Genomic DNA, 22,279 nt, shown 5'->3' with positions numbered 1-22,279 from the left:
GAATTAACTTAAAATCTTAATTAACCTTTAGCAAGTCCCTTATTGTGCTCAACAAACATCAGACCTTTAATGGCTACTTTCGTCGCTTGATTTCTGCCATAATATTATCCCTTGCTAATATAACTTTTAGCACGTTCGATATAATCAAAGGCTATTGGATCTTCTATGAATCTCGAGAAATATTTCGAACCTTTTCGTCAACGCATTGTTGGAAACGACTTACATATTGATATAAACGGAAAAAAGACTCCAGTTGTATACGCCGACTGGACTGCGAGCGGCCGTTTATACCAACCGATTGAAGATTACATGTCGAAGACTATTGGTCCTTTTGTTGCCAATACTCATACCGAAACAACCTATACTGGCACCACCATGACTCATGCCTATCACGAGGCACAAAAAGTCATTAAAAAACACGTAAATGCTGATGACAACGACGTCCTCATTGCCGCAGGTGCAGGCATGACCGTTGTCATAAATAAATTTCAACGCATACTCGGATTACGCATTCCAGAAAAATGGCAAGCGCGTATTAAAATTCCAGAAAATGAAAAGCCGGTAGTTTTCATTACGCATATGGAGCACCACTCCAACCAAACAACGTGGAATACTTGCGAAGTAACCGTTCAAATGATCCGTCCAGATTCAGACGGTTTACCCGATCTGAAACACTTAAAAGAACTCCTCGAAAAGTTTGATGATCGTCCTTTAAAAATTGGCGCGTTTACCGCCTGTAGTAATGTAACTGGGATAAAAACGCCCTATCACGAGATGGCTGAAATAATGCACGATCATGGCGGTCTTTGTTTTGTCGACTTTGCTGCATCTGCACCTTATGTTGATATAAACATGCACCCCGCCAATCCAAAACAAAAGCTCGATGCTATTTTCTTTTCACCGCATAAATTTTTAGGCGGTCCTGGCAGCAGTGGTATTTTAATTTTTGATAAAAAACTTTATCAAAACAAAGTGCCCGATCAACCGGGTGGTGGCACTGTGACTTGGACCAATCCGTGGGGCGAACAATGCTTTTTCGAAGATATTGAAGTTAGAGAAGACGGTGGAACGCCAGGATTTTTACAACTCATTCGTGCGGCACTAGCTGTAAAAGTTAAAGAGTCGATGGGCGTTGATAAAATTGAACAACGTGAAAAAGAACTGCGCGAGCTGTTAATGGATGAGCTTTCAAAAAACTCAAAGATTAAAATGCTCGAAGACAATGTCCGTAGTCGATTATGTATTGTTTCATTCTATGTTTTAGGGTTACACCATAACTTAATTGTTCGTTTGCTTAACGACCGCTTTGGAGTACAGACTCGAGGTGGCTGTTCTTGCGCCGGAACTTACGGCCATATTTTATTAGATGTTGATCAAATTACTTCTTCAGCAATTACCAGTAAAATTGACTCTGGTGATTTGACCGATAAACCTGGTTGGGTACGCGTCTCCTTCCATCCGACCTCAAAAGATGAAGATGTGATTCGCGTTGCTAATGCAATTCATCAAGTTATAGAAAATGCTGAAGAGTGGTCAAAAAACTACTCCTTTAACACTGGATCAGGTGAATTTGAACCGAGACAAGATCATATTGATTATCTTTCCATTCATGACTTTGATCCTATTGGCCAAGAAGAAACCGAAACCAAACGATGGCGTAAATGGTTTCATAAATCGGCTTAATCAAGCACATCTAATATCAATTTGTCCTATTAGGTACTTTTGTGCCTCATAGGACAGACTTGAGCTTACTCACTCGACTTATTACACTCAGTCCTTTCCATTCAAACCAGGATAACAACATGAAAAATAGAATCCTCGTTGGCCTGATTATTTTATGCTCATACTCATTTGCAGATCAGCTAACACCCGAACGAATCTATTCCTCTCCGAGTCTTTCGGGAGAAGCGCTAAGAGGTGTTCAACTTGCGCCAGATGGCAGCCGAGTGACTTATTTAAAAGGCAAAGAAGACGACTATGAACGTCTAGACCTTTGGCAATACAACATTAAGTCAGGAAAAAATGAATTATTATTTGATTCCAATAAACTGCACGCTGGTAACGAAAAACTTTCTGATGAAGAAAAAGCACGACGAGAAAGAATGCGCTTAAGTGGAACAGGTATTGTCTCTTATCAATGGTCAAAAGACGGAAAAGCCCTTTTATTTCCTCTCGCGGGAGATATTTATTATTGGCAGGTCGGTAAAGATAACGCAAGGAAGATCGTTTCGACACCTGAATTCGAAACAGATATCAAATTTTCTCCTCAAGGGAATTTTGTTTCTTATATCCGAGAACAAAATCTTTATATTTTCAATTTAAAAACAGAAAAAGAAACGCAACTCACAACAGAAGGTGGCGGATTAATTAAAATGGGGATGGCTGAATTTGTCGCCCAAGAAGAAATGAAGCGTATGACCGGATATTGGTGGTCACCAGATGAGACAAAAATAGCGTTGACGCGTGTTGATGAGTCTCCCGTTGAGGAAGTTACACGTAGCGAAATTTATGCCGATGAAATAAAAATGATAAAACAACGCTATCCTTTCGCAGGAGAAAACAACGTTGAGATTTCATTAGGCATTACATCAATTAAAAAACCTAATATCAAATGGGTCGACCTAGGATCAAACAAAGACATTTATCTTCCAAGAGTTCAATGGACTAATAATAGTGATCGTTTAAGCTTTCAAGTTCAAAGTCGAGATCAAAAATCGTTAGATCTTAAAACGGTGGCCTGGCCAGAAATGAAAGTTAGCCAGCTGATTTCCGAGAAAAGCAAAACATGGATTAACTTACATGATGAGTTAACCTTTCTTAAAAATAAAGAAGGCTTTTTATGGGCGTCAGAGCGTGATGGTTTCAAACATATTTATTGGTTCGACGACCAGGGCAAACTCAAAAACCAATTAACTACGGGCGACTGGGTCATTGATGAAATAAAATATGTCGATGAAAAAAATAACCTCATCTATTTTACAGGAAGAAAAGACTCTCCTTTAGAGCGTCATTTATACCGAGTCTCATTTAATGGTGGAAAGATAGAAAAAATTAGTGAGCGTAGTGGGTTCCATAATGTAAAGTTTGCGTACGATGGAAGCAGCTACACCGATAACTTTTCTGATGCAAATACCCCGCCACAAGTATCGCTTCACAGCTCTGATGGAAAACGACTCACATGGTTATCGGAAAATAAAGTTGATAAAGATCATCCGTTTTATCCATATAAACAATCTTGGATAAAACCCGAGTTTGGAAACTTTAAAACGGATGACGGTACGAAACTTTATTACCGCATGTATAAGCCAGCTGAGTTTAATCCAAATAGAAAATATCCTGCTCTAGTGTATTTATATGGCGGACCGGGAGTTCAACTTGTGACGAATCGCTGGGGGAGAATGTTACCTCAATATATGGCGCAACAAGGTTATGTCGTTTTTACCGTTGATAACAGAGGCTCCAAATATCGCGGCAAAGCATTTGAAGATCCTATTTATCGCGCCATGGGGAAAATTGAAGTAAACGATCAGATTGAAGGTGTTAAGTTTTTACGCAAGCATTCATGGATTGATTCCAATCGCATTGGTGTTTATGGACACAGTTATGGAGGTTACATGACTCTAATGACTATGTTTCAAGCACCCGAATATTTTCAAGCAGGAGTTTCCGGTGCGCCAGTAACAGATTGGCGTTTATACGATACCCATTACACCGAACGCTATATGGGTCACCCAGAAAAAGACAAAAAGGCTTACGAAGAATCGTCAGTATTTCCATACGCTACGAACCTGTCAGGCCCTTTACTCATTTATCATGGAATGGCTGATGATAACGTCTTGTTCAAAAACAGTACAAAGCTCTACAAATTACTGCAAGACAATAATATTCAATTTTATATGATGGATTATCCAGGCAAAAAGCACAGTATTAGAGGCAAGCAAACCAGCATGCATCGATTGAATATGATTAGAAGCTTTTTCGACTCACACTTTGATGTTAAACGGCTCTAGAGAATGAAGAAGATTACCTCAGTAAACCGAGGTAATCTTCTAAAGTTTTACTTATCAAAAGCGAGTCTCTCATGTCACTTGGTTAATCCAGACTTCGTCTGCAAATTATATTTCTCACTTTAATTTCAATACCCCTTCGCGGTTAAAACAGCAAATTCACAGCACCTGCATACCCAGCAAATCTCCACATAAAATATTTTTGTGATTTTTGAGAAAAAAGTAGCTATATTCACTTACAGACAGTAATGTCTTTTCAAATGAAATCTCATATAAAAATAAAAGGTGTGCAACATGGATAAAGGTCTGTCACTCTATCAAAAAGGATTGAAGCTCTCCCTAGTAAGCGTAGTAACATCGATGCTACTAAGCGGTTGTGATTCATCAAGCCATTTAACTAACGAACAAAAGTTAGATAAGCAATTACAAGACAAAATCGAAGTGTTTAACTTAACGGGCGATCCATCTAAAAATCGAAATCTGCCAACAATCGAAGAACCACTCTCTCAGCTCGGAATGAAACTGTTTTTCTCAAAAGCACTCAGCGGTGAAATGGATGTCGCTTGTGTCACCTGTCATCATCCAGTTTTGGGAGGTGGGGATAATTTATCTTTGCCCATTGGTGTTGATGCAGAATTCTCTGATTTACTAGGAGATGGTCGACACCATAGTAGTTCTGGAGATCACTATGATGGCGGACCGACAGTACCTCGAAATGCTCCAACCACATTCAATATAGGAATGTGGGACAAAGTTCTATTTCATGATGGTAGAGTAGAAAGCCTGGGCGGTACACCTGGACAAAATGGCAATGACGGACAAGGCATAAGAACTCCCGACTCCAGCTTTGGAACTGCTGATGAAAATGCAGGAGAGAATTTAACCATTGCTCAATCACGCTTTCCTGTAACGTCTCCTGAAGAAATGAAAAACTTTGGCGCCATGGATGGAACTACTAATTCAGAAATACGCGCTTATTTACAGCAACGACTAGGAAGTTATGGTACACCTCCGGGATTAAGTTTATTTACAAATACATGGCTCGAAGAATTTCAATCTGCTTTTGAACAACCCACAGCGACAGCAGAAGAGCTCATTACATTCGAGAATATTACCAAAGCAATAGGTACTTACGAAAATTCACAAGTATTCATTAACAATGACTGGAAGGAATATATTGAAGGCAAGAAAGATGCACTATCAGAATCGGAAAAACGCGGCGCGATTTTATTTTTTAGTTCAAAAGAAGAGAAAGGAGCGAATTGTGTTTCATGCCACAGTGGTGATTTCTTTACCGATGAAGACTTCCATAACATTGGTATGATTCAAATGGGACGTGGTAAAGGCGATGGCGAAAAAGGTAATAATGACTTTGGTCGATATAGAGAAACTAGCGACGAAAATGATCGCTTTGCTTTTAGAACTCCTTCACTTTTAAATGTCGAGGTAACAGGTCCATGGGGCCACGCTGGAGCGTATACCACCTTAGAAGCAGTTGTTCGCCACCATTTGAATCCACAAATTGCACTCGATAATTATGACTGGTCTCAAATTGATCCAAATATTCAGGCAGTCGATATGGTTACCAATACACAAATGGCAATCGACAAATTGAACTCAGATAGAACCGCCAGCCGTGATGTTATTGAAATAATCGACTTATCGGATGAGGAAATCGATGACTTAGTTGCGTTTTTAAAAACGTTAACCGATCCTTGTGTTCTGGAAAGAGAGTGTTTATCTGATTGGATCCCCGATGCAAGTGACTCCAATCCTGATGCGATGAGGCTCAATGCAGTTGATAATAATGGAGACTACCTTTAGATAGCATTAGCCGCTGGCAATATTTTTTCCAGCGGCAATTCAATGCAAAGCAGTCAAAAATTACCAGGGTTTTATTTATCTTTATGAGCTAGATAAAAAACTATTTCGGCACGCTTTGGATGGCTATCCAACCACTTTTTAAAATCAACAACAGATTGAGTATCTGTGTCTCCGATAACTTTCTTGAGTCGATTCTCCCGGTTTACCTCGGCTTGCTCTTTTCTTAATCGACTTTGCCAAGCTTCTGTAAACACTTTTGGCATTTGATGCTGAACATCCAAAGACTCGAGGAGCTCCCATTCGCCACCATCTAACCAAGCCTCATCACAAGTACTGCACAGATCTAATCGATTATGAGTACATCCAGATATTTTATACTTGAGCATTATTTTCTGACATTTAGGACAGGACAAAGCTGACGTTGTATCTTTGATACTCTCTTTATCTAGCTCCGCCTTTTTCGCTTTAGTATCAGTGTCAGAGTCGAATAAATCTCTTTCAGCCCAATCTCTGTAATATAAGAGCGACACGAGAATACCATTACATTGATCACATCCTAATACGGGAAATCCCTGTTCTAATTTTGTTGGCTTCAAAACCTTTGATTTACATTTTGGGCATTGCATGCTTTTACCTTTCCGAGAAAAGAAAAGGCGGTCTTAACTGACCGCCTTTTTCATTGCGTTTATCGGTTCATTATATACGAAAAAAGATATACAAAAATCAGGCTTTTTCTTTCAATGGCTTCCCATGAGGTCCTAATTTTTCAATATCTTCATGAACATGAGAGTCGTCCGACACTGTCGCTCCATCTTTACCATAATGAGCGATTTCTTCTCCGCTTTCCTTCCAGCCACGAATTTCTTCTTCTGTAGCTTTAGGTGAAAACAAGCCAGTTACCGCATAAAAGATACCTATTACTGGAGCCAGCCAACAGGCAAAAGCCAGTGGTATATAAAGGAGATTCTCAAAGTTACCCTCAAGGATACCTAGACCAAGTGCTGTAATAACAAAGGCACCACCCGCATTCCAAGGGATTAGTGGCGACATCAGTGTTCCACCTTCTTCGATACCTCTCGATAAATTCAACGTTGAATAACCCATTCCACGGTATGCTGGTGCGAACATTCGTCCTGGTAAAGCAATAGACAAATAGGGATCGCCGGCCACTAAGTTAGTAGAAAACGCGGTTCCGATAGCAGCACTTTGCGTACCCGCAAAACTGTGGACTTTAGATTTAATGCTACTAATAATGGATTGTAAGCAACCTGTTTTTTCTAGCGCGCCTCCGAAACCTAAAGCGATTAAAATCAACGAAATGGTCCACATCATCGATTGAATACCACCACGATTGAGTAGGCCATCAATCTCTTCGTTGCCCGACTGAATACTGTATCCATTATTCGCGAAACTAAACAAAGACTGTAGATCTTGACCTTGTGCAATAGCCGCCGTTAAACCACCAACAACCACACCAGCGAATAAAGAAGGAATTGGCGGATATTTTTTAATTGCCAATACCATAACAACAAGTGCAGGGAGTAGCACCCAAACCGAAATAGCAAAGTTCGCATCTAACGCAGTTGTAATACCATTTATTTTTTCAAATGAAACACTCTCTGTATCAACAACAAAGAAACCAACAAATAGATAGATTACTAAAGCGATCAACATTGCCGGAATAGTGGTTGGCATCATGTTTTTAATATGGTCAAAAACATTCGTACCGGTCACAGCCGGAGCTAAGTTGGTTGTATCAGAAAGCGGTGATATTTTATCGCCAAAAAAGGCTCCAGAAACTACGGCGCCGGCTGTCCAATACATGGGCATATCAAATCCCTCTCCAATTCCCATTAAAGCCAAGCCAACTGTTCCAACCGTTCCCCATGAAGTACCTAAAGACACAGAAACTATTGCGCAGATAAGCATGGCAGCAGCAAGAAATAACTCGGGAGATATAATTTTTAAACCGTAATAAATAATGGTTGGCACCGTTCCACTGGCAATCCACACGCCAATGATCATCCCAACCGTGAGCAGTACGGATACCGATGGCAATGCAACATGAATAACGTGAAACACACCTTCTTCAATATCTTTCCATTTTAATCCCTGGTATATGCCAACAAGACTGGTTATTGCGAGACCAATGGCGAGTGGGATGTGGGGTTCGAATACCTCGAAAATAAAAATTTGAGTACCGAGAATGAGCAGAGTCAAGACAACCGGCGTTAATGCTAACAGTAAGCCTGGGGTTACTTGTTTTGTCTCTTTCATTAAAACACCTCTTTATCGGATTATTAGATGCGTGTTTTGTCTTATTGTTTCTTATTATCTCTGACAAACACTCGAATGATCGCGGCTGTTAACAGCCCTGAGAACAAGTTCTTACAACGCACACACGACGAAAGACTGAGCCATCTCCTAGTGCATTTGCAAGTACTCACTCACTGATTAACCTTTATAGCTAGGTTATATGTTGAGCGGTTATTATTACACATCCTGTTTTTAAAGTCATATCGCTCCACGACCTTAACTTTATGAATTGCTAATTAAAGGTTTGGAATAAATAAAAATTTAGATATGATGAATCGGAAACCATCGAGAATAAAAATTATGACAAGAACTCGTGCATTTCTAGTTTTAGCTTTACTAACGATTACAACGCTTGTTGACGCTAGCGACAATCCAAAAGTGAAATTCACCACTTCTTATGGCGACTTTATCGTTGAGCTTTATCCTGAAAAAGCCCCTATAAGCGTGCAAAACTTTTTATCGTATGTTTCTTCGAAACGTTATAAAGATGCTCACTTCTACCGAGTTGTAACGCAAAAAAACCAGCCAGACAACGAGATAAAAATTGAAGTTGTACAAGGCGGTTTAGGTTGGGATCCACATCCCGATCGTCAGGCCTCGATAAAGCATGAACCAACAAACCAAACGGGAATCAAACATACGAATGGCACGATATCAATGGCTCGGCTTGAACCTGGGTCTGCTGATGCGGAGTTTTTTTTCTGCATTGGCGAACAACCAGAGCTCGATTATGGAGGAAAGCGAAACCCGGATGGAAAAGGCTTCGCAGCGTTCGGCAAGATTATTGACGGAATAAACACGCTGCAAACAATTCATCAACTTAAATCTAAAAAACAACTGCTAGTAAATACAGTACCAATACAAATAGAATTAGTTCACAACCAATAACACTACCGACTTATTTATCGAGCTCCAAATCATCCATTTGCGCTACACCTAAAGTCATCTTGGTTAAGACTGTTCGCATTGTTTTTAAATTCTCAACAATGTACTGATGAACCGTAGCGTCTTTGGGAGATTGTCGCTCGCAGCCATCGCTGTATTTTATAAACTCATTAATTTTTAAGTACAAATCACCAATATGTTGTGGACATTCGCAATAAATAGAGTTTTCTGAGGTCAACAAGTTATTGAGTTGCTTCTCTGTTAATTCCTGTTGCTCTTCGACGTCAATACTTAGAGATTTAACATCGGTTCTCTCGACAATACCTCGAATCAATTCAGCACTTAATTCCTCAACGATAACTTCAATACCTGCTTTTTCAAGTCTTTGCTTAACCTCTGTCGACACATGTCGATTGAACAAATAAATCTTTATTTCATTAGGTACTTGCAGTCTAGTTGAGTACAACAGCTCTTCGATTTCACTACTAATCTCTTCCAATTCGATCAAGACGGCGTCAGGAAAACTAGAGGTTCCCTCAATTTCTCGAATTAAACTCGGCAATTCACTTATAACTCGATATTCACGATTTGTTCTTGCTCGAAACATCCAGTGAGCCAACCTTTCACCGTATATTAAGATGCTTTTTGCTGAACTTTGAGTCTGGTTCGAAGGTTCATCGATCGAACATACATGTATTAACTCGTTCACCGACATTGAAGCAATATCAGAAATCTTAAATCCCTTATCCAAAGCTTGCTTGATCAGTTTCAGCTTCTCTATCTCGCTTGATGTATATATTCGTCGACCTTTCTCATTCCTTGCGGACAGCTTTAGGTCATAGCGTCTCTCCCACACCCGAAGGACATGAGTAGAAATACCAACCAGTCTTGCGACGGTACCAATGGTAAAAGTTCTTTGCATACTAGACATAATATAAACCGTTAACTACTTGTCTAATACCTTTACGATCGGAACAGTCAAATAGAGCATACAAATACTTAGAATTCATTATTAAGGAGCAAATACATGCTCTCTCAAAATAGCAAAGACTCTAGCGAAATACAGTTCTTCCAATTAGCTTCAAAACACGCTTTACTCACAAAAAAGCAGGAGAGACAGCTGTTTCTTCAGTTTGACGAGCTCATGAATCACTGGATAGTTACAATAGCTCCATACATCGCACTTGGAGAAAAACCTTTCGAAAAACTAACTAATAGACAACATATAGACATAATTAAAGCGAGCTCTTCTAATCAAGAGATAAACTCGAGCAACTTGGAGAAAACATTGGAAATAGTGAGAAACAACTATCCTTGTGTTCAACTCCTCCAGAAAAAGACGCAGGCACTAACACGCCTCGACCAAGGACAGGTACTAGACAAGTTAAAAAAGCTCAAATTAAGAGTCGAGACAATCATTGAAACGCTCACTTTCCATAACTTGCGACTTATAATAAAAGTCGCCATGCAACATAATTTTTTAAAATTACCTATTATGGACTTAATTCAAGAGGGAAGTATTGGACTACTGAAAGCGATTGAACGATATGAGATTAATCAAAATACTCGTTTTTCAACCTACGCTTGGTGGTGGATAAAGCAAAACATTACATTACATGTCAGAAAACAAGGCGGCATTGTCAGGAAACCCGAAAATATCGTTGACCAAATGTTAAAACTTTTAAGAAAGTACCCTTTAGGCGACTATGCTAACCGATCTCGTATTAAAGAAATTGCCGAAGAAGAACAAACCGAAAGCAAAGACATTGAACAACTATTACAAATGGCTGCTCCTGATATCTCTCTGGAACAACCTATATCAGCCGATGAGGGTAGTGACTTTTATAACTTGCTGAATGATGATTCGACCCGCCCAGACAAATTACTAATATCGGATCGTAAGTTGGAATTGTGGCTGTCAAAATTACCCCAACCAATGAACACAATTATCACTTTAAGGTATGGACTTAAAACTGGCGAAACACACAGTTATCGGGAAATAGGAGTTGTCATAGGAAAAAGTACGGAACGCACTCGACAACTTGAAAGTGAAGCCTTAGAAAAACTCAGAAAGATTATTCAAATTGAGCAACATTAAGGCGCTCTCTTCTGTTTGCAGAGCGCCTTAACCCCTCACCTACTGTCTAATACCTTCAACATGTAATGACAAATACACCGTTTGCGAGGCCTTTCCTAACTTTTCAGGAATCCCAAAATCTTTCAAACGAAACTCTGTTTCACCCGCAAAGCCAACTCGATAACCGCCCCATGGGTCATCACCTTCGCCAACTTTGGTTGTATCAATAGTGATACTTTTTGTCACTCCATGTAGGGTTAAATCACCGACCACTTCAAGCTTACCATTGCCTTTGTCTTTAATTTTAGTACTGACAAATGTCGCTTCTCCAAACTTATCTGTATTTAAAAAATCACCGCTACGCAAATGCTTGTCTCGCTCAGCATGATTTGAATCAATACTTGTTGTATTTATTTTAACTTGTATTTTAGAATCTTCTGGCTTTGCTTTATCATAAGAAAAACTACCTGAAAAATCGTTAAATCTTCCTGTTAGCCAAGAATAACCTAAATGCTGAATTTTAAAATTAATTGAAGCGTGAGCGCCTTTAGTATCAATTTTATAATCTGCAGCCAGCAAACCACCAGAAAATAGAATTGCTAAAAGAAAAGTTGTTAATTTCATATGAGTCTCCATTAGTATTAGAACATTCTTTTTAAAGTTGAATCTTTGTCAAAAAAGTGATGCTTAAGTGCGGCCAAGGCATGAATAGCGACCAACCCTATCAAACCAAAAGCAAGTAACTCGTGAATTTCTCCTGCAAGATCTTCCTGGTTTTCAACAAACTGCCCTAAAGATGGTACTTCGAACCAATTGAAAACCGAAATACCTCTTCCATCAGCCGTAGAAATTAAATAACCAGAGATAAAAATGGCGAATAGTAAAACGTAGATAATAATGTGGGCAATATGAGCGGCGATTCGTTCAAATCGAGAGTGGCTTTTTAAAGGTTCAGGCTTAACGTTAAACCAGCGCCAAACTAAACGAAAAATAATAACGACCGTTAACAGAATACCAACACTTTTGTGGTAATGAGGGGCATCTTTGTACCAGGTACTATAATAGTCAAGCTCTACCATCCATAATCCGACTCCAAACATGGTAAAAACAACAAGCGCGACCAACCAATGAATAACCTTTGAAATCAATCCGTATTGCTGTTGCGTATTTTTTATCATTGTCAAATTCCCAAAAAATTCTTGCGACTATTCTACGACAAAACCCAGAGAAATCTATCAACCCTAATCGATGCGAATGTTCGAATTTATAGATAATAACCCTTCGCCCAAAATGGTATCGACTTTAGCTTTCCACTCAAAATTCGACAATCAAAGCTATCACTTTGCTCATGAGAAACATCAATCATAATACTCTTTAATTACCAATAAGAATAAACAAATAAGTTTAAAGATTCGGATATACCTATTTAATTGAGTCACAAGTTCGCAAATCTCAATTTGTGACTCGGTTCATTGATTTAGCATAAAAAGGCAGAAATCTCATACTAGAAATTTTAATACCTAAAACTTGAACTAAACTAAATAGAAAAACTGCATATCGCAAATTGTGAGCAGTATGAATCCAATTCATCCAACAAATCCAGCTGAGACCTCTAAAAGAGACCTCAACGCCTATTTCGAAGCCCTACAGCTTACGAGAGCGACGCCTATTGTCCGTATGTTTCTGGCACTTGGCATCACAATAGCGATCGTCAGCATATTTCATGACTTGATTCTTATCAAAAAATACATCGATTCGGTGATCGTTGTCAGAGTTATCATGGCATCCATTTTAGGAGCCTTACTTTATTTTTTCTGGACTCCAATAAAAGCATTAAGACTATCACTGAATACCGTTGTATTGATGTCTTTCGTATGTGTGTCAGTGTCTTTCACGGTTATCTATGCAGTTTTAAGTGAGATGCACTACATCATTACAGTGAAACTATCACTATGTCTTTTTGCTCTGGTTATAATACAAATGGGAGTACGAATTGTTGTCTACGGAAGTGCAATTATTACCTTAGTGCCAACCGCATTATTTTTCTTTACCGACACAAAATCGACAACCATTTTCAGCATTTTTTTGTTCCACACTATGTGGAGTGGATGTGCAATCTTAGCCGCGCATTTACTTCAAGAACATAATAAAAGAATGTTTTTCTTTGAACGTCAGTTGTACGAAATTAATCGAATGGCCGTAAAAGCCCAGGAGGACGAGTCTAAAGCGAGTCAAGAAAAATCGCGGTTCGTTGCTAATATGAGCCACGAAATTAGAACGCCTTTAACGGCAATCATGGGTTACTCTGAGTCATTAATTAATGATCATAATAGCTACAAAGAGATTAAAAATGCTCTTTCAGTGATTCACAGAAATAGTCAGCATTTGCTTTCAATTACAAACGACGTGTTGGACTTATCCAAAGTTGAGGCAGGGAAACTACAAATCAATCCTGAACCAAGCTCATTATTTTCGGTCATTGATGAAATAGAGTCACTTCTTCAAAAACAGGCAGAAGATAATCATGTGGAACTCATTATTAAGTATAACTACCCTCTTCCACTAGATGTACTTTTTGATCCTTTAAGGCTTCGCCAGGTGCTTTTTAATATTTGCAGCAACGCAATAAAGTTTTCTAAAGGAGGCAAAGTACAGCTCGAAGTTTCAGCTAATGACAACATGAAAATTTTGATTTTCCGAACCATCGACAATGGTATTGGCATGGATCAACAAACTGTTCGGAACTTATTTCGTCCCTTCGCTCAAGGCGACATTAGCACAACGCGACGTTATGGAGGCACGGGCCTCGGATTATATATTGCGTTTCAACTAGCAAAGCGAATGGAAGGTGATATTAAAGTTATAAGCGAACCAGGAAGTGGAAGCGAGTTCTCGTTGATATTGCCGTTAAAGGAATCACTTGACACTATTTGGGTTGAAGACAAACCTGTACAGGTAAAATCTCAATCTAGCTATGAACAGACGGTTAACTCATTAAGTGGTACTGTTTTATTAGCCGAAGATCAACAAGACAATCAACATCTAATAACTACTCTACTTACTCGACTAGGTTTAAAAGTCACTGCAGTTGAAAATGGAGAGTTGGCCCTGCAAAAGGCTTTATCTGAACACTACGACGTTATTTTGATGGACATGCAAATGCCGGTAATGGATGGTTTTGAGGCCACTCAACTTATGATCCAGTCAGGCGTGAAGTCCCCCATAATAGCTTTAAGTGCCAATGTTATGAAACAAGATATCGAAAAATACATTAAAATCGGTTGCAAAGAGAGCTTAAGCAAACCAATTGATAGAAAAGAGTTATATCAATGCTTAAAACAATATTTAAAGTCTCCTGAAGAAAAGACTGAAGAGCCTATTGATTTTTACAACACTGATGCGATAAAAAAATTATCTCGAGATTACTTAATTCGACTCGAAAAAGACTATAATGAATTGAATGATGCAATAGAAAAAATTGAATGGTCTGCACTTTCTAAACCGGCACACCGCATTAAAGGTGCTGCAGGCAACTTTAATTACGACGGTGTTAGTGCCGCCGCCGCAGATATAGAAATTGCCGTCAAAGACTGCCAGAGAGCCGTCCAGTACGCTTTAAAACAAATTGAATCAGACTTATTATCGGAGCAAGAGAACAAGCAAGCATGAATGACGAGAATATTCAAAAGCCTGTTCGTGACATCCTGATTGTTGACGACAGTTTTGATGTACGGGCCATGTTAAAAGAAGTACTTCGAATGCAAAAAATCACTAATGTTGATGAAGCTCGTGATGAGGATACTGCAATCGAAAAACTTTATCGATTCAATTACAAGCTTATATTTCTCGATATAGAACTAGAGTCTGGAAATGGCATTACTGTGCTAAAACGGATAAAAGAAAATATTCCTAGAACAAAAGTTATTATGGTTAGTGGTTTTAACACTCCTGATAACGTACGAAAAGCAATAATTAATGGTGCCGATGGTTTTATCGCTAAACCCTTCACACCAGCAAAAATTCTTTCAATTTTAGACGATTTAGCATTAGCCAGTTAACTCAGCAGATCGTTAAACATCTCCAAAAATCGATTGCATAATTGCGATAACTGCCAATCCGGCGGTTTCTGTTCGAAGTATTCTTGGGCCTAATTTTACACTTGAGCATCCGTTTTTTTCGAAAGCGCTCACTTCATCATCAGTTAATCCACCCTCCGGACCAATCACTAATGAAAAATGAGTCGAACGCTCTAATTCAGCAATTCTCTTTCCTGAATGTGGGTTGAGAATTAACATGAACTCATCAACTTCAGAGTCACCCACTAACTCAGGCAAAGATTTGGGACGATTCAATTTAGGAAGCTGGTTTCTACCGCATTGTTCACAGGCACTGATAATCACTTTTTGCCAATGATTTAATTTTTTCTCTAGCCGGTCGGTACTCAACTTAACACCACAGCGCTCGGTAAAAATTGGAGTTATTTCAGTCACTCCCAGCTCTACAGATTTTTGAATCGTAAAGTCCATCTTATCTCCTCTTGCTACAGCCTGATAGAGATGTAATTTAAGTGGAGATTCATTATTGGATGACTCCTGTCGATCAATCGATACTTTCACTTCTCTTTTATTTATAGAGTCAATTGTCGCATGATAAGAAAAACCATCACCATTAAAAACAATAAGCGACTCTCCTTCTTTCATTTTAAGAACCGTTATTAAATGTCTTACTACATCTGAAGGTAAGGAGACTAATTTATTCTCCGCCAGTTCATCGTCGACAAAAACTCGGTTTAAACGCATGAGCTTAATCCTTAACGGCCTTATTAATACCATCCCAAGCGACACGAGCTAACAGTTCAATTTCTTCTTCTGTAATAACATAAGGAGGCATCATGTAAACAACATTAGCAAGTGGGCGCAATAAAGCTCCTTGGGTCAGCGCATGTTGATAAACGCGAATTCCTCTTCGCTCTCGCCAATCGAATGCCTCTTTAGTCTTTTTGTCTTTCATCATTTCAATAGCCAAAACAGTACCTGTTTGCCTGACATCTCCAACAAAAGGATGATCAACAAACTGCTCTGCCACCTCTGAAAGCTTATTAATGAGCTTTTTATTATTTTCTAAAATAGGTTCTTGCTCAAAAATGTTAAGAGTTGCAACTCCCGCCGCGCAAGCTAAAGCATTTCCTGTATAGCTATGAGAATGTAGAAATCCTTTTAAACTTGAATAATCATCATAAAAAGCTTCGTAGATTGACTCTCGAGTCAATACTGCTGCTAAAGGCAAAAAGCCGCCCGTTATACCTTTAGAAACGCACATAAAGTCTGGAACAACATTCGCCTGTTCACAGGCGAACAGCGTACCTGTCCTACCAAACCCAACCGCGATTTCATCAAAAATCAAATGCACATTAAATTCATCACACAAGTCACGAAGCTTAGTTAGATACACCGGATGATACATTCGCATATTGCCAGCGCACTGAATCAGAGGCTCGAGTATAATAGCCGCTGTTTCATGATGATGCTTTTCAACAAGCGAACGCATTTTTTCAAATTGCCGCAAAGAATAATCATACCAAGACTCTCCTTGTTCACGATAAAAGCAATCTGGAGAAGGCGCCATAATCGTGTCAAATAGCATTGGTCCGTAGGTTTCTTTATATAATGCAACATCACCTACAGATAGCGCTCCCACTGTTTCACCATGATAACCATTCGACAAGGCAATGAATTTTTGCTTTTCTGGGCGACCAATATTTTTCCAATACTGAAAACTCATTTTCAATGAAACTTCTACAGCGGCTGAACCACAATCAGCATAAAACACTCGATCCAATCCTTTGGGTGTAATTGCCACGAGTTTTTCGGCTAACTCGATGGCGGGTATATTGGAGCATCCTGAAAAAATGACATGCTCTAGTTCTTCTGCTTGTTGCTGAACGGCTCGTTTGATTTCGACTCTACCGTGTCCAAACAGGTTAACCCACCAACTGCTGATTGCATCAATATATCGATTTCCTTGATCATCAATTAAATAGACTCCATCACCTTTAACCATTGGGAGCAATGGATAAATTTCATGCTCTTTCATTTGTGTGCATGGATGCCAGAGTACCGATAAATCACGCTGCGAAAGTGAGGACACAATCCACCTATTTTTTGTTAAACCAATTAATCAGCGCTCATTATAACGGTGAATTGAACACCAAGAAACGCTAGCAAGGTACTATATTTTATAACTTGTTACGAACTAACACTGGCGTTTTACGCCACACTCGGTACTCTTGTATTTCCGTCTAAGAAAACTTTCTAAATCATGCGCAATACGATTTCATTAATAGCAATTCAAATTTTAGTACTTGCAACTAGCTTAATATTAGCTGGGTGCAAAGAACCAAATATCTCAATTAAAGAACAAAGCTCAATACCGGAAGTCAATCAAAATTCTTTGAGAGCCCATATTTCATTTTTAGCCGACGATTCTTTGAAAGGCAGGGCCACGGGCTCTGAGGGTTACAATATAGCAGCCAAGTATGTTGCTTCCCATTTTCAACAATACGGGCTTAAACCCGCTGGCTCAGGGGATAGTTACTTACAACCGATTCAATTTCGAGAAAGGCAGCTGAATATCGAAGCCACAAAATTAACTTTCAACAAATCTTCGACAATTAATCTGCAGTTACCTGATGATTTTGTCACTCGCGGAAATGAAGTAGCATCAGAACAAAAATTAACGGCTCCTTTAGTTTTTATTGGTTACGGTATTAAAGCACCCGACTTCAGTCACAACGATTATGAAACCATCGATGTTACAGGAAAAATCGTCGTTATTATGCTAGGAAAACCAGCCTCCTTTGCTTCGGAAAAAGGAGCACACTTAGCAAATGTGAGGGAAAGAGCACGTGCTGCGGCCAAACATGGCGCGGTTGGTGTTTTATTATTACACACACCCGCAGCAGAAAAACGCTATCCTTATGAGCGCATTAAGAAGACCTTAAATTCTCACTCAATCGACTGGCTTGATGAAAATGGAATACCAGGAAATAGTATTCCAGAACTAAAAGGCAGTGCTTTATTAAGTCAGACTGCTGCAAGTTTATTATTGAGTGACTCAGAGTATACCTTTGAATCCTTACTCGAGAAGATAGAGAAAGACGAACCACTTCCAAAGTTCGATTTAGATTTTACCGCGACAATTCAAACGCAAACAAAATTTAAAAACATTACGAGTTATAATGTAGCAGGCTTTATTGAAGGAAGTGATCCCGAACTAAAGCATGAATACATTCTTTACACTGCGCACCTTGATCATCTTGGCGAATATCACTCACTTGAACCACTGGAGTCAGAAAAAGATATCATCCATAACGGAGCCCTCGATAACGCAAGTGGCACGGCAATAATGCTTGAAACCGCCCGGCTTTTTTCTACTAATCCACCAAAACGTTCAATTCTGTTTCTCGCTGTCACTGCTGAAGAAAAAGGATTACTCGGTTCAGACTTTTATGCCAAAAATCCAACGGTGCCAATTGATCAGATCGTTGCCAATATAAACTTGGATATGCCGCTGATTTTGTATCCCATTGGTGATGTTATTGCCTTTGGTTCTGAACATTCCACGATGGAAGATTTTGTTCAAAAAGCTGCAGAGACAGTTAATTTGCAATTATCACCGGACCCAATGCCCGAGCAAAATATTTTTACCCGATCTGATCATTACTCTTTTGTTAAGCAGGGTATACCCGCCGTATTTTTAGTGCCCGGATTTAAATCTCTTGATGATTCAGTTAATGGTGAAGAGATGTTTCAGAAGTTCTTTGCAGAACACTACCATCAACCCAGCGATGAGAGTTCTTTACCAATAAATTATGAGGCAGGAGCTGTTTTTACTCAGGTTAATTATTTAATCGGCAAGGAAATTGGAAACAGTAAAGAGCGCCCCCGTTGGCATGAAGGTAACTTCTTTGGTGAAACTTTCGCTAAAGAAAATTAGGTTTCATTACTCGATGATTTGATCCTTTGCACTATCAATTTCTTCAAGTTCTTGCTCACTTGATAATTCCTGGAGCGACCATTTTTGACCAAATCCAGAAGAAGCCTCAGTGAGCAAGTGCTGCTCATCAGCATCAAATGCTACAGCCCAAACAATCGCTCCGGTTGGTTTCCAGACATCTCGAGTCTTTGCTTTCCAGGAGCCAAGCTTTTCACCATTTCGAGTAGACCATAATACGATATCCTTATCCGGTGCGCCGGTGGCAATCCTATCGCCCTTCATTGAGAAGACAGCGGAAGTTGTTACATACTCTCTGGGTTTTAATTGCAATCGAGTCACAAGAGAACCATTTGTTAGGTCCCAAATAAATGCATTGCCGCGGGTGCCAGATGAAAATGCCAGATCACCGCGCGAATCAAATTTAACCAAAGTTACTCGAGTGTCGTGCTCAAAAACATAAGTCGGCTTACCTGTCTCTGTATTCCAAACAATAGCACGGCCGTCACTTGCCCCACTTATCGCCCATAACCCATTTGCTGACATATCAATCGATGCGACAGGTTCTACTCGATGCGCCGTAAATTCTAAACGACGCCCAGTTTCCATATTGATATGCACAACTTTTCCGCTTCTCAGTCCTAGAAGGACATGTTTTCCTGAATCAGATAAGGCCACCGCAGATATTTGAGCTGGCGCTTCCCAGTAACCATAAGCTTTCCCTGATGAAGTATCCCAAATCACAAAGGTACGATTATCAGCGGTAATTGCCCGAGTTCCATCCGGGGAAATCGCAGTAGCAATGATACCGCTCTCAGGGTTCTCATTATGCCGCCATTGAAACAGGAGTTCATTTTTTTCCAAATCCCAAAATCCGGCCTGATGATTCACTGAACTCACCAGTGCAAATCGACCATCTTTTGAGATGGAGGCGTCCAAGGTTCCAACCGCAGAATGTTGCCAGGTCGCCACCGATTCTGGCGTAGAATCGCACCCGGTTATGAAGTGGACACTTATTACGCACAGCCAAATCGCCACTGGATTCACAATTTTTATCATGAGAAAACTCTATCAGACAGCATCGTTTGCTTTTTAATATTATGCCGGTAGACTGCTCATTCTAATTAAAGCAATCCATTTACTTACTGTAGGGGAATTTTCGTGAAAAAACTAATCTCTGTCGCTGTGCTTTCCGCGCTGCTTGTAGGTTGTAACCAACAACAAACCACTGAAAACAAAGAAGTTAAAAAGGTTGAAGTTGTTAAGCCCACAACTGAAGCAGAGAAGCAAAGTTATGCTCTTGGCGCAATGTTCAGCACTCGCTTAATCAAAGATACCGGCAATGTCGGACCTGATGCATTAAATTACGACATGCTTAAGCAAGGCTTTATAGATGGCGTTGACGGTAAGTCAGTATTCACTGACGAAGAAATTTCTCAGCATATGGCAGCGCTTCAACAAACCATGCAAAAAGCAATGCAAGAAAAGCAACAACAAGAAGTTGCCGTAAACAAAACTGCTGGTGAAGAGCACATTAATAAACTTAAAGCAGAAGACAGCGAAATTAAAGCCGCAGAAAGTGGTACCGGACTTTATTACAAAGTTATCGAGAAAGGCGACGCCGAGAGCTTCCCAGAAGCAACTGACGTTGTAAAAGTTCATTATACAGGCACTTTAATTGACGGCACCGAATTCGATAGCTCAGTCAAACGAGGACAACCTGCTGAGTTTCCACTTAACCGAGTTATTTCAGGTTGGACAGAAGGTCTTCAGTTAATGAGCAAAGGTGCAAAATATCGCTTCTACATTCCGTCTGATTTAGCTTATGGAGACCAGGGTCGACCAGGAAGCATTCCTCCAGGCGCAACGTTGATTTTCGATGTTGAATTGATAGATATAAATCCTGAAGCATCAGCTGAGGCGCCAAAAGACAGCCATGAGCACGCCAAAGCAGAAAAGAAAACTGAAGAAGCTACTCAGTAATAACGATGAGTAATCAGCCAGTTCGCATCAAAACATACGATGAGTTCTGGCTCTTCTATTTGCGAGAGCACCAGCGTTCAGCCTGTCGTGCTCTTCATTATCTCGGCACAACGCTTGCTCTTGCCACACTATCATTATTTATCGCTTATCAACTATGGGGCTGGCTCTGGCTACCACTGATACTTGGCTATACGCCTGCTTGGATTGGACATTTTTTTATCGAGAAGAACCGCCCAGCTACCTTCACCTACCCCTGGTGGTCATTCATTAGCGATTTTAAAATGTTGTTTTACGCCATCACGGGAAAGCTAAACAACGAATTGAATAAAGCAACCAAAAACTGATTTCAAACTTTAAATACGACTGCTTTTTAGAATCTTTATTTTCTCAGCGCCTTCCATAATAGGCGACAGCTCTTGAGTTAGCGCCTTTCGCTCATCACTCGCATCCCATAGATTCCAGTTTTCCAAATTGTCCCATGCAGCAATGATAAAAATTTTATTTTTGTCATCCATATCAAAATATAACTCCCCTCCCATGAAACCTGGCTTACGTGTGGCTTCCTTTTTCGCGCGACGTATGATTGTCGCATATTCATCAAAACGCCCTGGTTTCAGCTGTCGCTCAATAATCACCCGAATCATACTCACTCCTAATGATGGGTTGCCAATGTTTCAATTAATTTATCTTCCATTTCAACACGACTGGCAATAGCTTCTCCCAATGCCGAGAGATCTCTATCGAGCTCTGCCATCGATTCCTCTATGGTCTTTGAGTCTGAATATTTATCATTAAAATCGACAACGAGGTCCGTTGTCTCACTAATTTTAGGGAACAGATCTTGAAGAAGCTTTAACGACTGAGGACCATTAAGATCGCAGTTACTCACCACTTGCTCGTAGACCTCAAAATGCCCAGCAGAAACATAGTCGATAAGGACATCGCAGAATTGGTCAATTTGGTCTTTACCAGGCAACATCATATCTTTACGCTTACCTGTTAAACGGCAATAAAGGACCAATAGTTCATTACGTTCTGCCAGCCAACGCTCAATAACAGACCGAGCTCGTGAATTCTGTTCTACAGAACCCGACATAGACATCTCCCAACGTTAAATCACTTTCGTGAACCGGAAACCTTTTCTATACCAATTAACCGACTAAAAAACTCAATTATTTCCGGTAATTTTACATCT

At 39.8% G+C, this 22,279-nt stretch carries 20 protein-coding genes; 10 read left to right on the top strand and 10 right to left on the bottom strand.

Annotation, left to right across the window (positions count from 1 at the left end):
• Nucleotides 1-165 precede the first annotated feature (165 nt).
• From FAX86_RS07575 to FAX86_RS07565, 3 genes are all read left to right on the top strand, one after another.
• The gene (locus FAX86_RS07575; protein ID WP_144392729.1) at nt 166-1,683 is read left to right on the top strand and encodes an aminotransferase class V-fold PLP-dependent enzyme; all 1,518 of its coding nucleotides are present in this window, start codon (nt 166-168) and stop codon (nt 1,681-1,683) included.
• A gap of 119 nt (nt 1,684-1,802) precedes the next feature.
• Nucleotides 1,803-4,010 carry a S9 family peptidase gene (locus tag FAX86_RS07570; RefSeq protein WP_144392728.1) on the top strand — a complete coding sequence of 736 codons (2,208 nt, stop codon included), beginning with the start codon at nt 1,803-1,805 and terminating at the stop codon, nt 4,008-4,010.
• Nucleotides 4,011-4,301: 291 nt separating this feature from the next.
• Nucleotides 4,302-5,831: a cytochrome-c peroxidase gene (locus tag FAX86_RS07565; protein WP_144392727.1), complete on the top strand. Its 1,530-nt coding sequence runs from the start codon at nt 4,302-4,304 to the stop codon at nt 5,829-5,831.
• Nucleotides 5,832-5,902: 71 nt separating this feature from the next.
• Here the strand turns inward: FAX86_RS07565 and FAX86_RS07560 are convergent, their stop codons facing one another.
• Entirely contained in the window at nt 5,903-6,457 is a 555-nt protein-coding gene (locus FAX86_RS07560; RefSeq protein WP_144392726.1) for a TFIIB-type zinc ribbon-containing protein, read from the bottom strand.
• A gap of 97 nt (nt 6,458-6,554) precedes the next feature.
• On the bottom strand, nt 6,555-8,108 hold the full coding sequence (gene nhaC, locus FAX86_RS07555) for a Na+/H+ antiporter NhaC (protein WP_144392725.1): 1,554 nt from the start codon (nt 8,106-8,108) through the stop codon (nt 6,555-6,557).
• Between the two features lie 339 nt (nt 8,109-8,447).
• Here nhaC and FAX86_RS07550 point away from each other — a divergent pair, with 339 nt between their 5' ends.
• On the top strand, nt 8,448-9,035 hold the full coding sequence (locus FAX86_RS07550; RefSeq protein WP_144392724.1) for a peptidylprolyl isomerase: 588 nt from the start codon (nt 8,448-8,450) through the stop codon (nt 9,033-9,035).
• 10 nt (nt 9,036-9,045) lie between these two features.
• On the opposite strand, the gene FAX86_RS07545 is transcribed toward FAX86_RS07550, so the two are convergent.
• On the bottom strand, nt 9,046-9,963 hold the full coding sequence (locus FAX86_RS07545; RefSeq protein ID WP_144392723.1) for a MerR family transcriptional regulator: 918 nt from the start codon (nt 9,961-9,963) through the stop codon (nt 9,046-9,048).
• Nucleotides 9,964-10,059: 96 nt separating this feature from the next.
• Here FAX86_RS07545 and FAX86_RS07540 point away from each other — a divergent pair, with 96 nt between their 5' ends.
• On the top strand, nt 10,060-11,130 hold the full coding sequence (locus FAX86_RS07540) for a sigma-70 family RNA polymerase sigma factor (RefSeq protein WP_144392722.1): 1,071 nt from the start codon (nt 10,060-10,062) through the stop codon (nt 11,128-11,130).
• A gap of 39 nt (nt 11,131-11,169) precedes the next feature.
• Here the strand turns inward: FAX86_RS07540 and FAX86_RS07535 are convergent, their stop codons facing one another.
• The gene (locus FAX86_RS07535; protein WP_144392721.1) at nt 11,170-11,733 is read right to left on the bottom strand and encodes a YceI family protein; all 564 of its coding nucleotides are present in this window, start codon (nt 11,731-11,733) and stop codon (nt 11,170-11,172) included.
• Between the two features lie 17 nt (nt 11,734-11,750).
• Nucleotides 11,751-12,287, bottom strand: a complete 537-nt coding sequence (locus tag FAX86_RS07530; RefSeq protein WP_144392720.1) for a cytochrome b — start codon at nt 12,285-12,287, stop codon at nt 11,751-11,753.
• A 397-nt stretch (nt 12,288-12,684) separates the two neighbouring features.
• On the opposite strand from FAX86_RS07530, the gene FAX86_RS07525 reads away from it, so the two are divergent.
• Both FAX86_RS07525 and FAX86_RS07520 read left to right on the top strand, forming a co-directional pair.
• Entirely contained in the window at nt 12,685-14,778 is a 2,094-nt protein-coding gene (locus FAX86_RS07525) for a sensor histidine kinase (RefSeq protein ID WP_144392719.1), read from the top strand.
• Nucleotides 14,775-15,167, top strand: coding sequence for a response regulator (locus tag FAX86_RS07520; protein ID WP_144392718.1), 393 nt, complete (start codon nt 14,775-14,777; stop codon nt 15,165-15,167). Before FAX86_RS07525 ends, FAX86_RS07520 begins: the two co-directional genes overlap by 4 nt.
• A gap of 12 nt (nt 15,168-15,179) precedes the next feature.
• Here the strand turns inward: FAX86_RS07520 and FAX86_RS07515 are convergent, their stop codons facing one another.
• Nucleotides 15,180-15,908: a 16S rRNA (uracil(1498)-N(3))-methyltransferase gene (locus tag FAX86_RS07515; RefSeq protein WP_164503501.1), complete on the bottom strand. Its 729-nt coding sequence runs from the start codon at nt 15,906-15,908 to the stop codon at nt 15,180-15,182.
• A gap of 4 nt (nt 15,909-15,912) precedes the next feature.
• Nucleotides 15,913-17,256, bottom strand: a complete 1,344-nt coding sequence (locus FAX86_RS07510; RefSeq protein ID WP_205859120.1) for an adenosylmethionine--8-amino-7-oxononanoate transaminase — start codon at nt 17,254-17,256, stop codon at nt 15,913-15,915.
• 171 nt (nt 17,257-17,427) lie between these two features.
• Between FAX86_RS07510 and FAX86_RS07505 the strand changes: the two genes are divergently transcribed.
• Nucleotides 17,428-19,104: a M28 family metallopeptidase gene (locus FAX86_RS07505; protein WP_144392715.1), complete on the top strand. Its 1,677-nt coding sequence runs from the start codon at nt 17,428-17,430 to the stop codon at nt 19,102-19,104.
• Nucleotides 19,105-19,110: 6 nt separating this feature from the next.
• On the opposite strand, the gene FAX86_RS07500 is transcribed toward FAX86_RS07505, so the two are convergent.
• On the bottom strand, nt 19,111-20,160 hold the full coding sequence (locus FAX86_RS07500) for a WD40 repeat domain-containing protein (RefSeq protein WP_144392714.1): 1,050 nt from the start codon (nt 20,158-20,160) through the stop codon (nt 19,111-19,113).
• Between the two features lie 102 nt (nt 20,161-20,262).
• Between FAX86_RS07500 and bamJ the strand changes: the two genes are divergently transcribed.
• Together bamJ and FAX86_RS07490 are read left to right on the top strand one after the other, a co-directional pair.
• Nucleotides 20,263-21,084: a BamJ family beta-barrel-assembly machinery protein gene (gene bamJ / locus FAX86_RS07495; protein ID WP_144392713.1), complete on the top strand. Its 822-nt coding sequence runs from the start codon at nt 20,263-20,265 to the stop codon at nt 21,082-21,084.
• 5 nt (nt 21,085-21,089) lie between these two features.
• On the top strand, nt 21,090-21,428 hold the full coding sequence (locus tag FAX86_RS07490; RefSeq protein ID WP_144392712.1) for an Mpo1-like protein: 339 nt from the start codon (nt 21,090-21,092) through the stop codon (nt 21,426-21,428).
• 9 nt (nt 21,429-21,437) lie between these two features.
• Here FAX86_RS07490 and FAX86_RS07485 read toward each other — a convergent pair whose 3' ends face one another.
• Nucleotides 21,438-21,728, bottom strand: coding sequence for an antibiotic biosynthesis monooxygenase family protein (locus FAX86_RS07485; protein WP_144392711.1), 291 nt, complete (start codon nt 21,726-21,728; stop codon nt 21,438-21,440).
• Nucleotides 21,729-21,736: 8 nt separating this feature from the next.
• Nucleotides 21,737-22,180: a sigma D regulator gene (gene rsd / locus FAX86_RS07480; RefSeq protein WP_205859119.1), complete on the bottom strand. Its 444-nt coding sequence runs from the start codon at nt 22,178-22,180 to the stop codon at nt 21,737-21,739.
• Nucleotides 22,181-22,279: the final 99 nt, after the last annotated feature.

The organism is Pleionea sediminis (genome assembly GCF_007570825.1).
GTDB lineage: Bacteria > Pseudomonadota > Gammaproteobacteria > Enterobacterales > Kangiellaceae > Pleionea > Pleionea sediminis.
This window is presented reverse-complemented; position numbering and strand designations above follow the sequence as displayed.